The sequence below is a fragment of the Bradyrhizobium manausense genome (assembly GCF_001440035.1).
GTDB classification, from domain to species: Bacteria; Pseudomonadota; Alphaproteobacteria; order Rhizobiales; family Xanthobacteraceae; genus Bradyrhizobium; species Bradyrhizobium manausense.
In genome coordinates this window covers 17,780-33,190 of the sequence record NZ_LJYG01000019.1, presented here as the reverse complement: position 1 = coordinate 33,190, position 15,411 = coordinate 17,780, and the positions used below count along the sequence as shown (strand labels likewise).

12 protein-coding genes and 3 pseudogenes are annotated in these 15,411 nt (G+C 57.8%); 5 read left to right on the top strand and 10 right to left on the bottom strand.

The features are described 5' to 3' along the window. The first annotated feature begins 8 nt into the window (after positions 1-8). Together hypD and hypE are read left to right on the top strand one after the other, a co-directional pair. A complete protein-coding gene (gene hypD, locus AOQ71_RS04105; RefSeq protein WP_057742193.1) occupies positions 9-1,151 on the top strand; it encodes a hydrogenase formation protein HypD in 1,143 nt (380 codons plus the stop codon). After that, positions 1,148-2,188: a hydrogenase expression/formation protein HypE gene (gene hypE / locus AOQ71_RS04100; protein ID WP_057742188.1), complete on the top strand. Its 1,041-nt coding sequence runs from the start codon at positions 1,148-1,150 to the stop codon at positions 2,186-2,188. Before hypD ends, hypE begins: the two co-directional genes overlap by 4 nt. A gap of 46 nt (positions 2,189-2,234) precedes the next feature. Here the strand turns inward: hypE and AOQ71_RS42500 are convergent, their stop codons facing one another. After that, a complete protein-coding gene (locus AOQ71_RS42500) occupies positions 2,235-2,450 on the bottom strand; it encodes a LexA family protein (protein ID WP_167353961.1) in 216 nt (71 codons plus the stop codon). A 110-nt stretch (positions 2,451-2,560) separates the two neighbouring features. On the opposite strand from AOQ71_RS42500, the pseudogene AOQ71_RS04095 reads away from it, so the two are divergent. Then, positions 2,561-2,826: pseudogene (locus AOQ71_RS04095) on the top strand (helix-turn-helix domain-containing protein); the annotation flags it as partial. A gap of 1,393 nt (positions 2,827-4,219) precedes the next feature. After that, positions 4,220-4,513, top strand: a complete 294-nt coding sequence (locus tag AOQ71_RS42495) for a DUF3551 domain-containing protein (RefSeq protein WP_083513921.1) — start codon at positions 4,220-4,222, stop codon at positions 4,511-4,513. A gap of 199 nt (positions 4,514-4,712) precedes the next feature. Here the strand turns inward: AOQ71_RS42495 and AOQ71_RS44725 are convergent. Continuing rightward, a pseudogene (locus AOQ71_RS44725) lies at positions 4,713-4,949 on the bottom strand (IS481 family transposase); the annotation flags it as partial. Between the two features lie 691 nt (positions 4,950-5,640). Here AOQ71_RS44725 and AOQ71_RS04085 point away from each other — a divergent pair. Continuing rightward, entirely contained in the window at positions 5,641-7,425 is a 1,785-nt protein-coding gene (locus AOQ71_RS04085) for a peptide ABC transporter substrate-binding protein (RefSeq protein ID WP_057742175.1), read from the top strand. 72 nt (positions 7,426-7,497) lie between these two features. On the opposite strand, the gene AOQ71_RS44720 is transcribed toward AOQ71_RS04085, so the two are convergent. From AOQ71_RS44720 to AOQ71_RS04045, 8 genes and pseudogenes are all read right to left on the bottom strand, one after another. Beyond that, positions 7,498-7,761 carry a hypothetical protein gene (locus tag AOQ71_RS44720; protein ID WP_157083358.1) on the bottom strand — a complete coding sequence of 88 codons (264 nt, stop codon included), beginning with the start codon at positions 7,759-7,761 and terminating at the stop codon, positions 7,498-7,500. Positions 7,762-9,886: 2,125 nt separating this feature from the next. Next, on the bottom strand, positions 9,887-10,192 hold the full coding sequence (locus tag AOQ71_RS04080) for a hypothetical protein (protein WP_157083357.1): 306 nt from the start codon (positions 10,190-10,192) through the stop codon (positions 9,887-9,889). Between the two features lie 460 nt (positions 10,193-10,652). Beyond that, positions 10,653-11,078 (bottom strand): hypothetical protein, encoded by a 426-nt coding sequence (locus AOQ71_RS04070; RefSeq protein WP_157083356.1) that lies wholly within the window; start codon positions 11,076-11,078, stop codon positions 10,653-10,655. A gap of 276 nt (positions 11,079-11,354) precedes the next feature. Continuing rightward, positions 11,355-11,965 (bottom strand): annotated as a pseudogene (locus tag AOQ71_RS04065) (LbetaH domain-containing protein); the annotation flags it as partial. Between the two features lie 127 nt (positions 11,966-12,092). Continuing rightward, the gene (locus AOQ71_RS04060) at positions 12,093-12,782 is read right to left on the bottom strand and encodes an ATP-binding cassette domain-containing protein (RefSeq protein WP_057742160.1); all 690 of its coding nucleotides are present in this window, start codon (positions 12,780-12,782) and stop codon (positions 12,093-12,095) included. Continuing rightward, complete coding sequence (locus AOQ71_RS04055) at positions 12,769-13,515, bottom strand: ATP-binding cassette domain-containing protein (RefSeq protein WP_057742157.1); 747 nt, start codon at positions 13,513-13,515, stop codon at positions 12,769-12,771. The genes AOQ71_RS04060 and AOQ71_RS04055 overlap by 14 nt, the downstream gene beginning before the upstream one ends. After that, positions 13,512-14,528 carry a branched-chain amino acid ABC transporter permease gene (locus AOQ71_RS04050; RefSeq protein ID WP_057742152.1) on the bottom strand — a complete coding sequence of 339 codons (1,017 nt, stop codon included), beginning with the start codon at positions 14,526-14,528 and terminating at the stop codon, positions 13,512-13,514. Before AOQ71_RS04050 ends, AOQ71_RS04055 begins: the two co-directional genes overlap by 4 nt. Positions 14,529-14,532: 4 nt before the next feature. Continuing rightward, the coding region (locus AOQ71_RS04045) for a branched-chain amino acid ABC transporter permease (RefSeq protein ID WP_347336676.1) at positions 14,533-15,411 on the bottom strand (879 nt) is incomplete at its 5' end.

Here is a 15,411-nt window from a genome sequence, read left to right as displayed (position 1 = left end):
GCTGTGCAATGAAATATGTTCACGAGTTCCGCGACAAGGAGATCGCGCTGGGGGTGGCGAAAGCGATCGGCACCGAGGTCGATCTGGCAAGACCCTATCGTTTCATGGAGTTTTGTGGCGGCCATACACACACGATCTCGCGCTATGGCCTCGAGGACATGCTGCCGAACAACGTGCGGATGGTCCACGGCCCTGGTTGCCCGGTCTGCGTGCTGCCGGCCGGGCGTATTGACATGGCGATCCATCTCGCGATGCGGCCCGAAGTCATCCTCTGCGGCTACGGCGACCTAATGCGCGTGCCGGGTTCGCAAGGCGCCTCGCTGCTCAAGGCAAAGGCCCGCGGCGCGGATGTCCGCATGGTGTATTCCACCATCGATGCGATCCGGATCGCAGAGGAGAACCCCGCGCGCGAGGTCGTGTTCTTCGCCATTGGCTTTGAGACCACCACGCCGCCGACGGCTATCATGATACGTCTGGCCGAAAAGAAGAAGCTCTCAAACTTTAGCGTGTTCTGCAACCACGTGCTGACGCCTCCAGCGATGCAGAATATTCTAAAGAGCTGCGGTATACGCAATATCGGACACGTCGAGATTGACGGTTTCATCGGGCCAGCCCATGTCTCGGTCATCATTGGCACGACGCCTTACGAGTTTGTCGCGGAGGAGTTTGGCAAGCCGATCGTGATCACCGGTTTCGAGCCGCTCGACATGATGCAGGCGATCCTAATGCTTGTCCGGCAAGTCAACGAGCATCGCCACGAAGTAGAGAATCAGTATCGCCGCGCGGTGATCCGCGACGGCAATCTGCGCGCTAAGGAGGAGGTCTCCAACGTTTTCGAGCTGCGAGACCGGTTCGAATGGCGCGGCCTCGGCCCAGTGCCCTACAGCGGGCTGAGGCTGAAGCCCGCTTACACCAAATACGACGCGGAGCTGCGCTTCGACATGGGCGAGCTGTGCGTTGCCGACAATCCGGCCTGTAAATGCGCTGCCATCCTGCGCGGGATAAGGAAGCCTGTGGATTGCGAGCTGTTCGGGAAGATCTGCACGCCCGTAACGCCCATGGGATCCTGCATGGTCTCCTCGGAAGGCGCCTGCGCCGCTCATTGGACCTATGGCCGTTTCCGCGATCATCAGCAGAGGCCGGCGTCATGAGAGGTCATCAGGCCAAGCTCGACATCAGCAATGGCTGCATCGACCTGTCTCACGGCTCCGGCGGCCGCGCGATGGCGCAGCTTATTTCGGGACTGTTCCACGAGGCCTTCGGCAATGAATGGCTGGCGCGCGGCAATGATCAGTCGGCCTTCGACGTCGGCGGCGGGCGCATGGTGATGACGACCGATGGCTACGTCGTCTCGCCGCTGTTTTTTCCGGGCGGAAATATCGGTACGCTGGCCGTGCACGGCACGGTCAACGACATCGCAATGGCAGGGGCGCGGCCGCTTTACCTGTCTGCGGGCTTCATTATCGAGGAGGGATTTCGTTTGTCCCACCTCAAGATGATCGCGGAGTGCATGGGGGAAGCGGCGCGATCGGCCGGCGTTCACATTATCACTGGCGACACCAAGGTGGTCGAGCGCGGCAAGGCCGACGGCCTGTTCATCTCGACGGCTGGCGTCGGTGTAGTGCCTGTCGGGCTCGATCTCTCCGCGGAAAACGCGCGCGTCGGAGACCGCGTGCTGATCTCGGGCACGCTCGGCGATCATGGCATCGCCATCATGTCCAAGCGGCAGAACCTCGCCTTTGAAACCGACATCATCTCGGATTCGGCGGCGCTGCACGACCTCGTTGCGAAGATGGTTGAGGCCGGAGGCCACGGAATCCGCCTAATGCGCGACCCTACGCGCGGCGGGCTTGCCGCGACCCTGAACGAGATCGCCCGGCAATCCGACCTCGGCTTTCGCCTGCAGGAAGAGGCAATCCCGGTGAAGCCGGACGTGGCGGCGGCCTGCGAGCTCTTGGGGCTCGATCCGCTCCATGTCGCCAATGAAGGAAAGCTGGTTGCCATCGTGTCGCCCGAGGTCGCCAATGCCGTGCTTGCTGCCATGCGGGCGCATCCGCTCGGCTGCGATGCCGCCGAGATCGGCGAGGCAATCGCCGATGACCATCATTTCGTGCAGATGGCGACCAGCTTTGGCGGCGGCCGCATCGTTGACTGGCTGTCGGGCGAGCAACTGCCACGCATCTGCTAAGGCTCAAACATGCAAAGATCGGAACGTTGCTGTTACACAGGATCCACTAATGGTTCATTACAGTGACTTTGACGTTTTGATACCGAGCCATTCGAGGAGGCAAGTTTTCGGGTGGCAGGAGAATCTCGATGCTTCGGGGAACGCCGGGCTGACGGCGAATGAAACCGTTTCGTTCGAGGGTGACGATCATCTGGTGGACTGAGGGCGGGCTGACGCGGAAATGGCGCTGAATGTCGGCCTCGGCGGGCGGCTGTCCGAACATTACGAATAGGTATTGATGAAAGCGAGGTAGTGACCCTGTTTCTCGGTTAAGCGCGCCTGAAGTTTGACTCATGGATCAATTCGTTACGGCCTCCGACAAGGAGGCGAAGCATGAATGTTACGTTATCGGGTCGATTGAGCCAAGCCGAGCGGGACGAACTGACGGCGATGCTCGGCGGCGGCAAGCGCACCGCCCGCAAGCTCAAGCGGGCGCAGATTTTGCTGGCGGCCGATGGAGGTCGCCGCGACGAGGAGATTGCCAGGACCGTGAGTGTCAGCCTTTCCACCGTTTATCGGACCAAGCGCGGCTTCGTAAAGGCAATCTGGAGCGGGCCTTGAGGGAGCAGCTGCGTCCGGGCGCAGAGCGCAAGCTGACCTTAAATCGTTCATCAGGCCCGCTCCCAATGCCTGAGGCTCGGCGCCGGACCATCCGGCAACCCTCGATAGGAGCTTGCCGCGGGGCGGGCCGCCCTCACCTCAGAGAGCAAACATAGAGTCGAGTTGAATTTTGCACACTGCCGCCGCGATGCGGAAGGGATGCTCCGGCTCTCGGTGTCGGTCGGCTTGCCGAGTCTGAAGAAGTGAGGTCCCAATTAGACGAAGACGCCCGCCCCTTGCGGAGCGGGCGCCCCTTAACTATGCCGCGAGTACAGACGGAAGGTCCTTAAGCGGCAAAAGGGTCGCGAGGTCCGGAGGGCGGCTCCTTAAAGCCCGGCACGAAGTCCCGAGGGAAGGAAGGAATATCCTTGAAAGCGCCAGCGGGATGATTTTGCACCACCCGTGGCTGTCCATTCGGCTCCTCTTCCGACAACCGGCCGGCTTGGGCGAGCTGTTGCTCAAATTTAGTTTGTGCCGCGCCTCCAGATTGCCCTTGCTGCTCAGACGCGGTGCTTCGATTCGCGCCGATCGACCCAATGTTGGCTAAGCTCACCTTGATCTCCTATCTAGGGTTGGAAGAACAACACCACGCTACCTCGCCAGTCTGACCAAGAGCTGACGACCTGCAAGCAGAGGCAGTTCTATCTTGACCTATTGTTTTAGCAGAAGGCCACTCATCATCGAACTCGCACACGCAGCAGAGATCAGCAACGTTCGGTCGCAACGGCCGGGCGTTCGGGCGCCGACTAGTGGTTTATCACAGTGGTTTTGACTCTTTGGACGTCGTTGGATAGGCGTAGCCGAGTTTGGCGCTGGCTTTAGTTGGGTGTGAACATCCATTTGATGCGGGTCCGTGGCATGGACTCGGCCGCGCGTATCGCAATTCTGAAGAAACTCATAACTTTCTGCGTTGAATCTATTGACGCGCAAAGATCCGGTGTTTCGCTAGACAGCTACCCGCAAAGCTCTCAAGCTTGATTTCCGTTATTCGCGCCGCAAATCAATAAACCGTGGTCAAATTGCGCCGGAAAACTGCACTTCCTCCCGGCAATAGCAGGATTATTGCGACAAATTCGAATAATCATTGATGTATCAGCCGGTCGACTGGACCAACCAGGACAGTCACTTTCCCTCTGCCGTGCAATCGAGGGCTGTACGATGAATAATCATGACCTCATTTCCAGCAGCCTGCTGGCGCTAACCGCGACAGGCCTTGCGCTACTCTGCTCGAGCCTGCTAGCTTTTGCACTCATTTGAAATCAACGTACTGTTCGCGCCGTGCTGTTTCACGATTGGGCCCGCAAACGGTCGCTAGCTCGCGATTGACTAAGATCAAGAAGAACGCAAATCGGATCCATTAGCTAGTAGGAAATCAAGTCAGACGAGGGTCCCATGCGCCATCATTTCCTGTTTGCTGTTGCGCTCGCAGTCCCCACCTTGGTTTTCGCTCAGACAGGTTCGATCGCCGCTCCGCGAGACCGTTCGGGATACATGCCCCCGGCCCAACAAGACGTTTACTGCTTGCAAGGACGTACCTGGGGATACCCAGGTAATTGCCAGTTCTCGAGCTATAGCCAGTGCATGGCCACCGCATCCGGCACAGACGCCTATTGCGGTATTAATCCGGTCTACGCTTTTGAGCGCCGCAGATCGCACTCACCTGACGGCGTCGCGAGGCTAAGATAATAAGGCAAATCCTACGGTGAGCGTTGAAACCTAGAGATGCTGATCCAGGAAAGAGAAGAATCGACAAGTGGTTGCAGCGCTCCTCGTCGGCCTCGCCGCGGCGTGCCCGAGCGGCAGCGGTTGAGACGCTGAGGTCCACCGGCACAAGTGACCGCCTTCATGCTCAAGCACGTTCGAACCTGTTCTTGCAGGACTCTCTCGATACGGCGGTGGTAGCTGTTTCGTGCCGTTCGACGTGAGCGAACGTGGACGTTCGGTCGATCGCTACGAACATATGAAGCTTGTGTTCGGTCCGTACGTCGGCGATATCGATGCGGAAGAAGCCGATCGGATAGCTCTTGAACTTCTTCCTTGCTGGTCTGTCGCCTTCGACATCCGGCAGTCGGCCGGTACCGTGGCGCTGTAGACGGCGGTGCAGTGATGAGCGTGTCAGTCTCGCGTGCTTGGGGCCGGTCGGGAGGTCGGCGACTGAGGTCCACTTCCTCCATGTCGCGCACACGGCGCGGTGATCCCGGTACGAAACGGAGCGCGGCCGGTAACTCAGCCTGGCGTCGCTTGCAGGGCAATAACCGGTTCAGTCGGCTCCGCGAAGCAGTTGCGTGGCGTGCTTGCGATGAAATCCGGTGATGACGATGAGCTCGGCGAAAATCCGCGCTTCTGCGCACGGTTCGACGACCTGTAACGCTGGCTGACAGTCGCCAATAGCTCCTTGCGCGTCGCCTGCCTCAATCGCCCCATCGGCGCCCCCCCGACCGCCGGTCTCGCACGAGGAGCAAATTATTCGAGGCAAAGACGCGCTATTCGGGAACATTTCTGGCGAGGTAATGCGTAATGCAACCCCTTGAATCGGACGTGGCGTTAAATTGTACGGTCTCAACTGGGTGAGAGGCCTGACCACACAAAAGCTCTCCAATGACTAACAAGGATTGCGAGTGTCTCAACTCTTAGACTCACGCCGCACGGATCTCGTCAGTTGCGAAAAGCAGGGCGGTTTTTTGGGCGGATCCGCCCTTTGGACCGCGTCAACAGATTACTAGCGTTTGATGAACGAAAATAGGCGCAAGAGGCCCATCATGTCTAGCTCAAACCATCTGGACGGAGCATAGCTTGAACACCGGAGGCCGTCGATGTTTGACGCAGCACTACGTGGCTTGATCGATAAGGTAAAGAGCGGATCTATGGATCGCCGGGCCTTCGTCCAGCGCATGATATGCATCGGCATCACCCCGCCGATGGCAACGCAGATCCTCGCCATCGGCGGCGTAGCCACAGCCGCGCCCCCATCAACCTACAAGCCAACTAAATGCGGCGGTGGTGGACCGCTGAAGATGTTGTGGTGGCAAGGACCAACCCTGCTCAACCCCCACCTTGCAACGAGCATGAAGGACCAGGATGGCTCGCGCCTCTTCTATGAACCGCTCGCCTGTTGGGATCCGGACGGCAACCTCCAACCCGTTCTTGCCGCAGAGATACCATCGATCCAGAACGGAGGGCTTGCGCCCGACGGCAAGTCAGCGACATGGAAGCTTAAGCCCGGCGTCAAATGGCACGATGGCAAGCCCTTTACCGCGGACGATGTAGTGTTCAATTGGGAGTACGCCAAAGATCCTGACACGGCAGCCGCAACCACAGCAACATACCGCAGCACAACGGTTGAACGGATTGATGATCTTACCGTGCGTATCCTCTTCAGTAAGCCGACTCCCTTCTGGGCCGACGCATTTGTCGGAGCTCCCGGCGCCATCATCCCAAAACACCTGTTCGCGGATTATCGGGGCAACAAATCCCTTAAGGCGTCGAACAACTTGTCGCCGGTGGGAACGGGCCCTTACAAATTCATCGAGTTCAAGCCCGGCGAACTCGTCCGCGGCGAGATCAACCCCCAATACCACATGACTGGCCGACCCTATTTCGACACAATCGAGATGAAGGGCGGAGGGGATGCCGTTTCGGCGGCACGCGCAGTGATCCAGACCGGCGAATATGACTTCGGTTCGAACATTCAAGTCGAAGACGACGTTTTGTTGCGTATTGAAAAAGGTAGCAAAGGCAAGAGCATCCGTGTGGCCGGCGCAGATGTTGAGTTCATCGCGCTGAACTTCACCGATCCTAACACCGAGGCCGATCAAGAACGCTCGAAGACCAAACATCCGCTATTGTCGGATCCCGCGGTACGAAAGGCGATTGCGCTGCTCGTTGATCGAGAGACGATCAAGAAGGCCATTTACGGCCGCGCCGGCAACACCACCGCTAATTTCCTTAATGGCCCCGAGCAGTTCGTTTCTAAGAATACCTCGTGGGAGTTCAGTATCGAAAAGGCTGCAAAGCTGCTTGACGATGCCGGCTGGAAACCCGGCTCGGACGGCGTTCGCGAGAAGGACGGAAGGAAGTTCAAATTGCTTTTCCAGTCATCAACGAACGGAGCGCGCCAGAAGACTCAGGCCATCATCAAGCATGCGTGTCAGAAGGCAGCCATCGACGTGGAGCTCAAATCGGTCGTCGCATCCGCGTTCTTTTCGTCCGATGTTGCAAATCCGGATACCTACACGAGGTTCAATGCAGATATCGAATTGTTAGCGTCCCTAAGTACCCAGCCCGACCCGGAGAGGCGTATGCGTACCTTTCATTCGCGCTACATTCCCAGCGAGGAGAGCAAGTGGCAGGGATTCAATATTCCGCGCTACGCAAGCCGCGATTATGACGCGGTGATCGATGCTGCTGAGGTTGAGATCGATCCGGTTAAGCGCGCAGCCCTCTTCGTCAAGGCCAATGATATCCTGTGGCAAGACACCGTTCTTATCCCCGTGATTCACCGTATGAGGGTCGCCGCGTGCTCGAACACGTTGCGCCCGGTCATCAGTAGCTGGACGACCGACATTGACAATTTACACGATTGGTACCGAGAGGTCTGACTCAACGTCGCACAATCAGATTCACGTCGCATCTAGAAACGCCTTGTTTGCAGGCTCCGACGCTGGCGCCGATCAGTTTTCTTTATCGTTTTCATCCCTGGGTTCATTGCCGCGTTCGCGTTCATGGAAAGGTCGAGAAGGCTGATGATGTTGGTTTCTGCCGCTCTCTGTATGGATCGCAACAGATGGATTGCTGGAGGTTCCAGCATGGATCTTCGAGCGGACGGCATGCCCTAAGGCTGAGATTTTGGTAGCTCGGCCATTGTCAATTTGAGCTGATGCGCCAGCGCGAGCAAGAGACACTGATGAATCGCCGAATGCCTGTTGTAAATTCATCGACTGCGGTGTTCGCTACGTATTGAAGATTGCCGGCGGAATGTCGGCTCAGGCGAGCGCCAATTCTCCTGCCACAAATCCTTGTTCACGAAAAATCCCGACCTATTTCGGCTGCGCTGGCACTCGCAGCAAAGGATGTTCTTTGCGTTTTCCACGCGGGGCTCGTCAGCTTCTCGACAGCTGGCCCGAGTAGCATGAGAGAGCCGCCTTATTGCTCCTGACGGGGCGGTGGCAGGATGATTTTCAGGCCCGTTCCTCCCAGAGACTGGCCCGCTGCCAAAGGTGGCCGGGGCTTTTTGGGGGGCCTCACGCCAAGAAATTCGGAGCCGCCGAACGGATTGCGGCCGCGGCGCTGGGTGTGGCGCCTCCGCAGGCCCATCCACGAAGTTGTCGTTAACGTGACGCCGTCCAACCGACAGGACGAGTAGCACTGCAGGGCTTGGTGCGGGGGCAGTCGCATTTTCTTTGTGTGCTGCTGGGGACCACTAGCGATCGCGGATGCTTGAAAAGCCCAATGATTCGAAGAAAGTTGACTGAGTTTGAGAAGCCTCAAATTGTTGCACAGCACAGAGCAGAACATCTGCGACAGTTTTGGTTTTGGTACAACGAAATCGAAGTGATTGTGGACGACTACACGGATGAAGGAGGCAATCCTCGCGTGACCATCCGCGTAAAGAGTTAAGAGAGCAACATATGAACCCTCTCGGATCATCCGGCAGGATCCTGCTTCAGACCACGAGCAGTGATTATTGGGCAGACGCCGAGGGCTAAGGGTCGGCACAGTCGCCTTCCGAATCGCCGGTCTCGTCTACAATGGTCGCTGGTGACCGATGCAACGCCCATAGAGATGCAAAGCTGGCGCGGCGGCGCGCCTGAATCCGCTTACCGCTAATATGCTGGGACAAAAAAACATGTAGCCTTGAACACTGGGCTCGAAGCCGCGTAGATTGGTGCCGAACATCCTCGTAACCGCCGAAGATGTGTCCGTCGCTTTGTCAGAGGATGCAATGAGCCGGCCGGGTAGCGACAAACCACATAAACACCGCACCAAGTGGCAGATCTTGGGACGGTTATCTGGATTCCCGGAAACATGGGTATGCCGTATTAGAATTATGAGGACGTTCCAGCGCATCTAGGGCGTCGCCTCTTCACGTTATATCGTCGGATCCACGTCGCTCTTTGCTGAAGTCCGCCGAACCCGAAGAAGTGCGCTCGTAACAATCGCAATTCAAGTGTGCTTTCCATTTGGTGCAAGGGTCGATCGATTATCTCCCGCGGCTCATAACCGACGGCAAGACGGCTAAATCTATGACCTTGAGCGCGCAATGCTTTAGCAGAGTGTGATACGCCACAGATGAGCGCCAAACGCATGACGCTCTTTAGCGTGGTAGGCCCGGCCAAGCCAACGCGAACGTCGTCTATTGTCCCTCGCACCTGCAAACGACGGATATGGGCCGTTATGTCGTCTGGCTCGAAACAAAACTGGCTCACGACCCACGGCGTCATCCCTTGCCGAACGGTCAACGAAACCTTTCGATCGAGTTCGCCATCTAGCACATCAGTGGGGATGTGCGGATGGGGCTGCGGATAGGTGGCGAAGCCAAGACGTTCAAACCCATAGCGAGCGAATAGGCCCGTCTCAAGCGCCGCTCGACTGGAAGGAAACGGTCCGGCGACGCGCGCAACGTCACCCGCTAGCAACAATGCTCGATTGACGCCGGCCTCCTGCAGTCGGGCCAGTGCCGTCTCGAGCTGATGATGACTTTCGTATCGACGTGCAACCCAGTGAGGCACTGGAACGAAGCCTGATGTCTTGAGCTCTACCGTTCTTGCAACCAACGTCTCCAGCGGCTCTCCTGATATACTCGCAAGATATATCTCCGTCCCCGGTGAGAGGGCGCGCCTTGCCATCTCAACAGCTCGAGTATCGCTTGGTGTAATTTCGATGGAGTACTGACCTAGAAACTGCTGGCAAGCGTCCCCCTCGTTGCAAGCTTGGGCCCTTGACCCGGTCATGAACCGATCCTTTTTTGGCCGTAACGCGGCCTGAGGCTCGACGTGACCAGCCGGCTCTTTTGAGGTTGGAAGCGAGCGGTAAAAGTCCCGCGCCTCGGCGGAGGCTGAACTATTTCACGGCTTGTGATTTGCGGGAGATGACGTAAGTTTCGTCCCAAAACCAGAGTCCATTATGCTTGCGCAAAATCTCCCTAGTGCATGCTAGGTACTGATCGTCCGTCATCGCCCGGGCCAGTCGCTCGTCCTCAATCTGTGCCACGTAGTTGGTATTATTCCAGGCCGCGAACATTGTTGACGTGCCGATGGACGTGGCGTCCGCGTCGATTTCGTTTGGCAACGTATACATCACATACTTGAATCTAGACTGCTTATCGCTCAGTGCATTGAAGTTGTATTGGTGTGCCTCATGCCCCATCGCGACTTCGTTTCGCGTAAGATGTCTCGTTGATCGTTTGCGAACGGCTGTTCCCCCGGCCACACGCTCTGAATGATTTCAAGGCCTGGATCATTGCCGCACGAATGAATGCCGACCAATCGACCTCCCGGAGCAAGTGCGAGCGCTAAGGGCGCAACGACTTTCCTTGCCTTAAACTCCGCCGACGCCCGTGCCCGATAGGGCTGCGAGGCGATGACAAGATCGTAGTCCGCCGTGAGCGCGCCTTGCCTGGGGATGACCTGGTTCAACAGGAACTGGCAGCTCTGCAGATACGGCACCAGAACGACCGGGCGCTCGTACACCGGGTTGCCGGATTTCTTGCTTACGCTCGCCTTCCAATGTTGAGCTAGAAACGGCTCCAGATCATTGATCTGGCGCTCGTAATCGGCCGCAGTTCGTCCGCTCAGGGCGACTTCATGCCAGACGAGCCTGGATGTCGCTAAAGCCGAGCTTGACGAAAGATGTGGGGCCTCGTGATAGTAAGGTTGGTCAGGGCGATGACCATAGAAGGGTGTTCGTGAAACCGATCAGGTAGTGTTTCGAGCGTCAAGCGAATGTCTTCGAGGCTGATCTCTTTCCCGACGACATAGTATGGCAAATGCTCGTAGCGTTGATGCATCGAACGCAGTACGCGCGCCAGCACCGTCCCGTCACCGACGCCCGCATCAAAGACCCGCACAGCAGGCGGACGTGGATGGATCTGATCGAGTTCGAGCGCTATTCGTTCTGATACGACACGCTTCTCGCTGCACGTATTGACGAACATAAGGTACTTTTGTCGATTGTCGTAAAATCGAAAGCTTTTCTCTGGTGCAGCTTCTTTGATCGCTTCGTGCGCAAACTTATTTTGTGCGACGGATGACACGTTAACCCCTTCCTTGATAAGCTGGCATTTTATGTCGCTGAACTCTCGGCAGCGCACTGCTCAACGTGCTGCCCCCCGGGGGGCTAAGCGGATAAGCAATTGCGCAGCGGCCAACGGGGACGACGGCGAGCCGCCGCACAAGAACAATTGATCGCAATCGACGACTTTTAAACGAGTTCGATGTCCGCTTCGTGCGCCGCTGAGCCACTGACAATCAGAAACCAGTCCCCTCGAAGCGATCAACACGAAGATTTCAACCTGGCAAGGTCGCCCCCCTTCGTATTTGCTTAGAAACTCGTCGATCGTCAGCTTGCGAAAATCTGTCAGCGATACCCGCAGGATTTCATGATCCTCATCCCACCACGCAAGCCTGGCGAGCCGCCCGGCGATATCGTCCGAGAACCGCGGCCTGACGGGGCGTGCCGGATTCCCAGCGACGATCGTGTAGACCGGTACAACCTTGCTAGCGATTGCGCCGCAACCACGGCACCAGTGCCGACGTTGCGGCCGGAAAGTACGATGGCCCCGTGACCTATCCAGACATCGCGGGCGATGTGAACCTGATGCTGCCTTCGCCAATCGAAGAAATCTGCCACGTCACTTTCGCTGGGAAAATAGGCACTCGCTCGATAGATGAAATGTGACTGACTCGCGCGGTGCATCGGATGATTGCCAGGGGTAATGCGTGTCATTGCCGCAATCGAGCAGAACTTTCCGATCGTGATGTAGGTAATCTGGGAATCGTTCTCGACGTAGGAGTAATCGCCCATCGTCACTTCTCGCAAGATCGTGTGCGCACCGACGTCGCAGTAGGCGCCGAGTGCGGTATCGTGCATCAGAGCGCCGAGGTTGACGATCGGTTGGACTGAGAGAGTTCTTGTGGCCATGGTGGCTTCGCAAGTTGAACGGTGGGCACTTGTCTAAACGGGGTGAACACGGTTTCGGACGGATCGAGACTGGGGTGCTGATATCCAGGCAACGGCGAGCATCGCTGAATGCGGCCCCGGCAAGACGTCAGTCCGCCTCAAAAACATTATCAGCAAGAAGTTCGGTTGGAGTCCGCTGCGCCACGATCTGTCCCTTCTGGACGACCAGCGCTCGGCCCACCAGCGTGGCCAAGAAACTGAGATCTTGATCGGCAATGATCATGGCTGTCTTTTCCGACCGGTGGATCGACAGCAGGCATTCAGCGATTTCGTCGGTCACCGAAGGCTGAACGCCCTCTGTCAGTTCATCAAGCAGAAGAAGCCGGGGCGAGCGAACCATGGCGCGCGCCAAGGCCAGCAACTGCCGCTCCCCTCCACTCAAGGCACCGCTAGGGCGCGGAAGAAGCTTTTCGAGTCTCGGAAAGAGACACAATACCTCGGCAATCGGCTTTGCTCTGCCAAACCCGGGCATCATGCCCGCAAGCAACAAGTTCTCCTTTACAGTGAGGCCAGGAAAACCCGCTCCGCCTTGCGGCGCGTAGCTGAATCCGAGATGACTGCGTCGATAGGCTGGCAGAACTTCGATGGCACCACCGTCCAGCACGATCCGGCCACCTTCCACCGGCAACAGTCCCATGACAGTTTTGAGCAATGTGGTCTTGCCCATACCGTTGATGCCGATGATCCCCAGGATCTCATGAGCGCCGAGATCGAAGCTTAAGCTGCGCAGTACCTGCGTCTTGCCGTAGCCCGAGATCAACCGTTCACCCTTCAGCATGAGCGGCCTCCTTCTTGCGGCCGAGATAAATGTCGCGAACAATCTCGTTTGCCTCGATCTTGTCCATGGTGTCCTCAACCAGCACCTTTCCCCGGTGTAGGACAGTAACTCGCTGCGCAAGTCTGGCGATGAACTCCAAATCGTGCTCGACGACGATTACCGTGGCGCTGGCGTTGAGACGTTTGATGACGTCGACGGTCTTCAACATCTCCTCACGCGTCATGCCGGCGGTGGGCTCGTCAAGGAGGGCAATGCGCGGGCTGCTCGCGAGCAGCATGCCGAGCTCGCACCATTGCCGATGGGCGTGCGAGAGGGTCGCCGCCGGCTGACTGGCGAGACGTTCGTCGAAGCCGATCTCGTCCAGCGTCAGCTCGACAACCCTGTTCAGCTGGCGCTTTCCCAGCCACCTCCGCAGGCCGGCGAGGCGGATATTCTCACGGACGTCAAGATTGGCGTAGATGCTGGGAATCTGGTTCTTAATGGCGATCCCAAGCCGAGCAATGCGATGGGTGGCCAGCCCTTGCAGATCCCGGCCCTCGAACAGAACATGGCCGCTCGTCGGCTGATGCTGATGTGTAAGGCATTTGAAGAGCGTGCTTTTGCCGGCGCCGTTCGGGCCTATGAGGCAGCGGATTTCGCCGGCGTCAACGACAAGGTCGACGCCATCAACAGCGGCGACACCCCCGAACCGCTTAACGAGACCGCGCGCCGCAAGAATGGGAACCTTGCTCATGCCGGTTTTTCCTTCCGTCGCAAAATGCCGAAGCGGTGCGGGAACTTCAGGCTCGATAGGCCAAGAAGCATCGGCTGCAGGCCTTGCGGCGCGAGCATGACGAACAGGATGATCGTCGCGCCGAAAATGAGCTCCGTGTTGAAAACCTGGTTTGCGCCGAGCTGGCTGCTCAGGAGCTGGAAGCCGAAGCTGGCTACTACGGGTCCGACAAAGGCCCCGAGTCCGCCGGCGATCACCCACAGAACGAATTGCGAGGCTTGCGAAAGGTCAAAGACGTTCGGGCTGACGTAGCCCATCACCGCCGTGTAAAGTGCCCCGCCAAGCCCGGCCATGGCAGCACTCACGGCAAAGCCGACGAGCTTGTAGAAGCGGATGTCGTAACCAAGAAGCTCGCTCCGCAACTCGCTCTCGCGGATCGCCGTCATGATCCGACCTGCATCGCTCGAGCGCAGGAGCGAGAGCAGAACGTAAGCTCCAGCCAGTGAAAGCAGGCAGATCGAGAAAGTCGCTTCCGTGGATAGAAATGCCTGCGGATCGCCTGGCATATTAAGCGACGGGACTGCGGTGATCCCGTTGAAGCCGCCGAGCGGCACCGGGCCGATGTGAAACGAGGGATCGGCGGTCGAGGTCATGAAGGAATAGAAGATCAGCGTCACGCACAGCGTGATAACGCCGAGATAGACGTCACCCAGGCGGCTGAAGAACAGGAAATAGCCGAGGACAAGCGAAAATGCGACCGCCAGCGCGATGCCAATTAACGCGGCAAGCGTGCTGTCGCCGAGATTGGAGACCGCGATTGCATAGGCGTAGGCACCCAGACCAAAAAACGTGCAATGTCCTAGGTTCAGGATCCCGAGTGTCCCCCAGACGAAGGCAAGACCGAGTGCTGCGATCGCCATGGCCGAAAAGGCCGATAGATTGACGAGATCGAAAGGCTCCAGAATGAATGGCCCGAGAGCCGCGAAGAGCACAAGGGCGACTGGGAAAAAGGCCTGTTTGACTTGACGTACCATGGCGTTATCGACCTCCAATCCACAAGCTGGAGACACCCGTTGGAAACAGGCGCAGGATGATCACCGCCAAAAGCAGCAGCGAGGCCTGACCGAGGACCGGCGTTGCAAAATAGGAAAGTAACGCCTCAACCGGCCCGAGTATTGTCGCGGCCGACAGAAAGCCCGTAATCAGGGCTCCGCCCCCGCTGATCACCGTGACGAAGGCGCGGGCAACATAGGCCGCGCCCATGTGAGGAAGGACACCGGATATCGGGGCAAGCAGCGCTCCGGCCAAGCCACTGATTGCTGCGCCGATGATGAAGGTGGCCGCATATACGCGATCACAGTTGATCCCGAGGGTCGCTGCCATCTCCGAATTTTGCATTGCCGCCCGCGCGATTAGTCCATATTTCGTCCAGTGCAAAGCAAGGAGAGCACTCACGACCAGCAGAGCTGTGATTCCAATCAAGAACAGTTGGTAAGCACCGATGGAGTAGGCACCGATCGGAATATTGCCCAGCGGTGCGCTCACGCCCATCGTCGTGTTGCCGAAGATGGCGGTCACCGCACCTATCAAAAACAGGCTAAGACCCCAGGTCGCCAACATCGTCGTGACCAGGTGACCATACAGCCGGCGAACGATCAGTCGCTCCGCCACGGCACCGATCAGAGCGACGAACATTGGGGCGACAACGAGCATGGAGAGCCAAAGATTGAGGCCGCAATGATTGGCGATCACGGTGGCATATCCACCGAGCATGATGAACTCGCCATGAGCAAAGTTGATGACGCGCATCATGCCGAAAATGACCGCGAGTCCCAAGCTGATCAGGGCGAGAAGCGCAATGGAATTGATCACCGCGAAACACAATATGACGAGATTGTCCATGAACTGTCTCGGCTT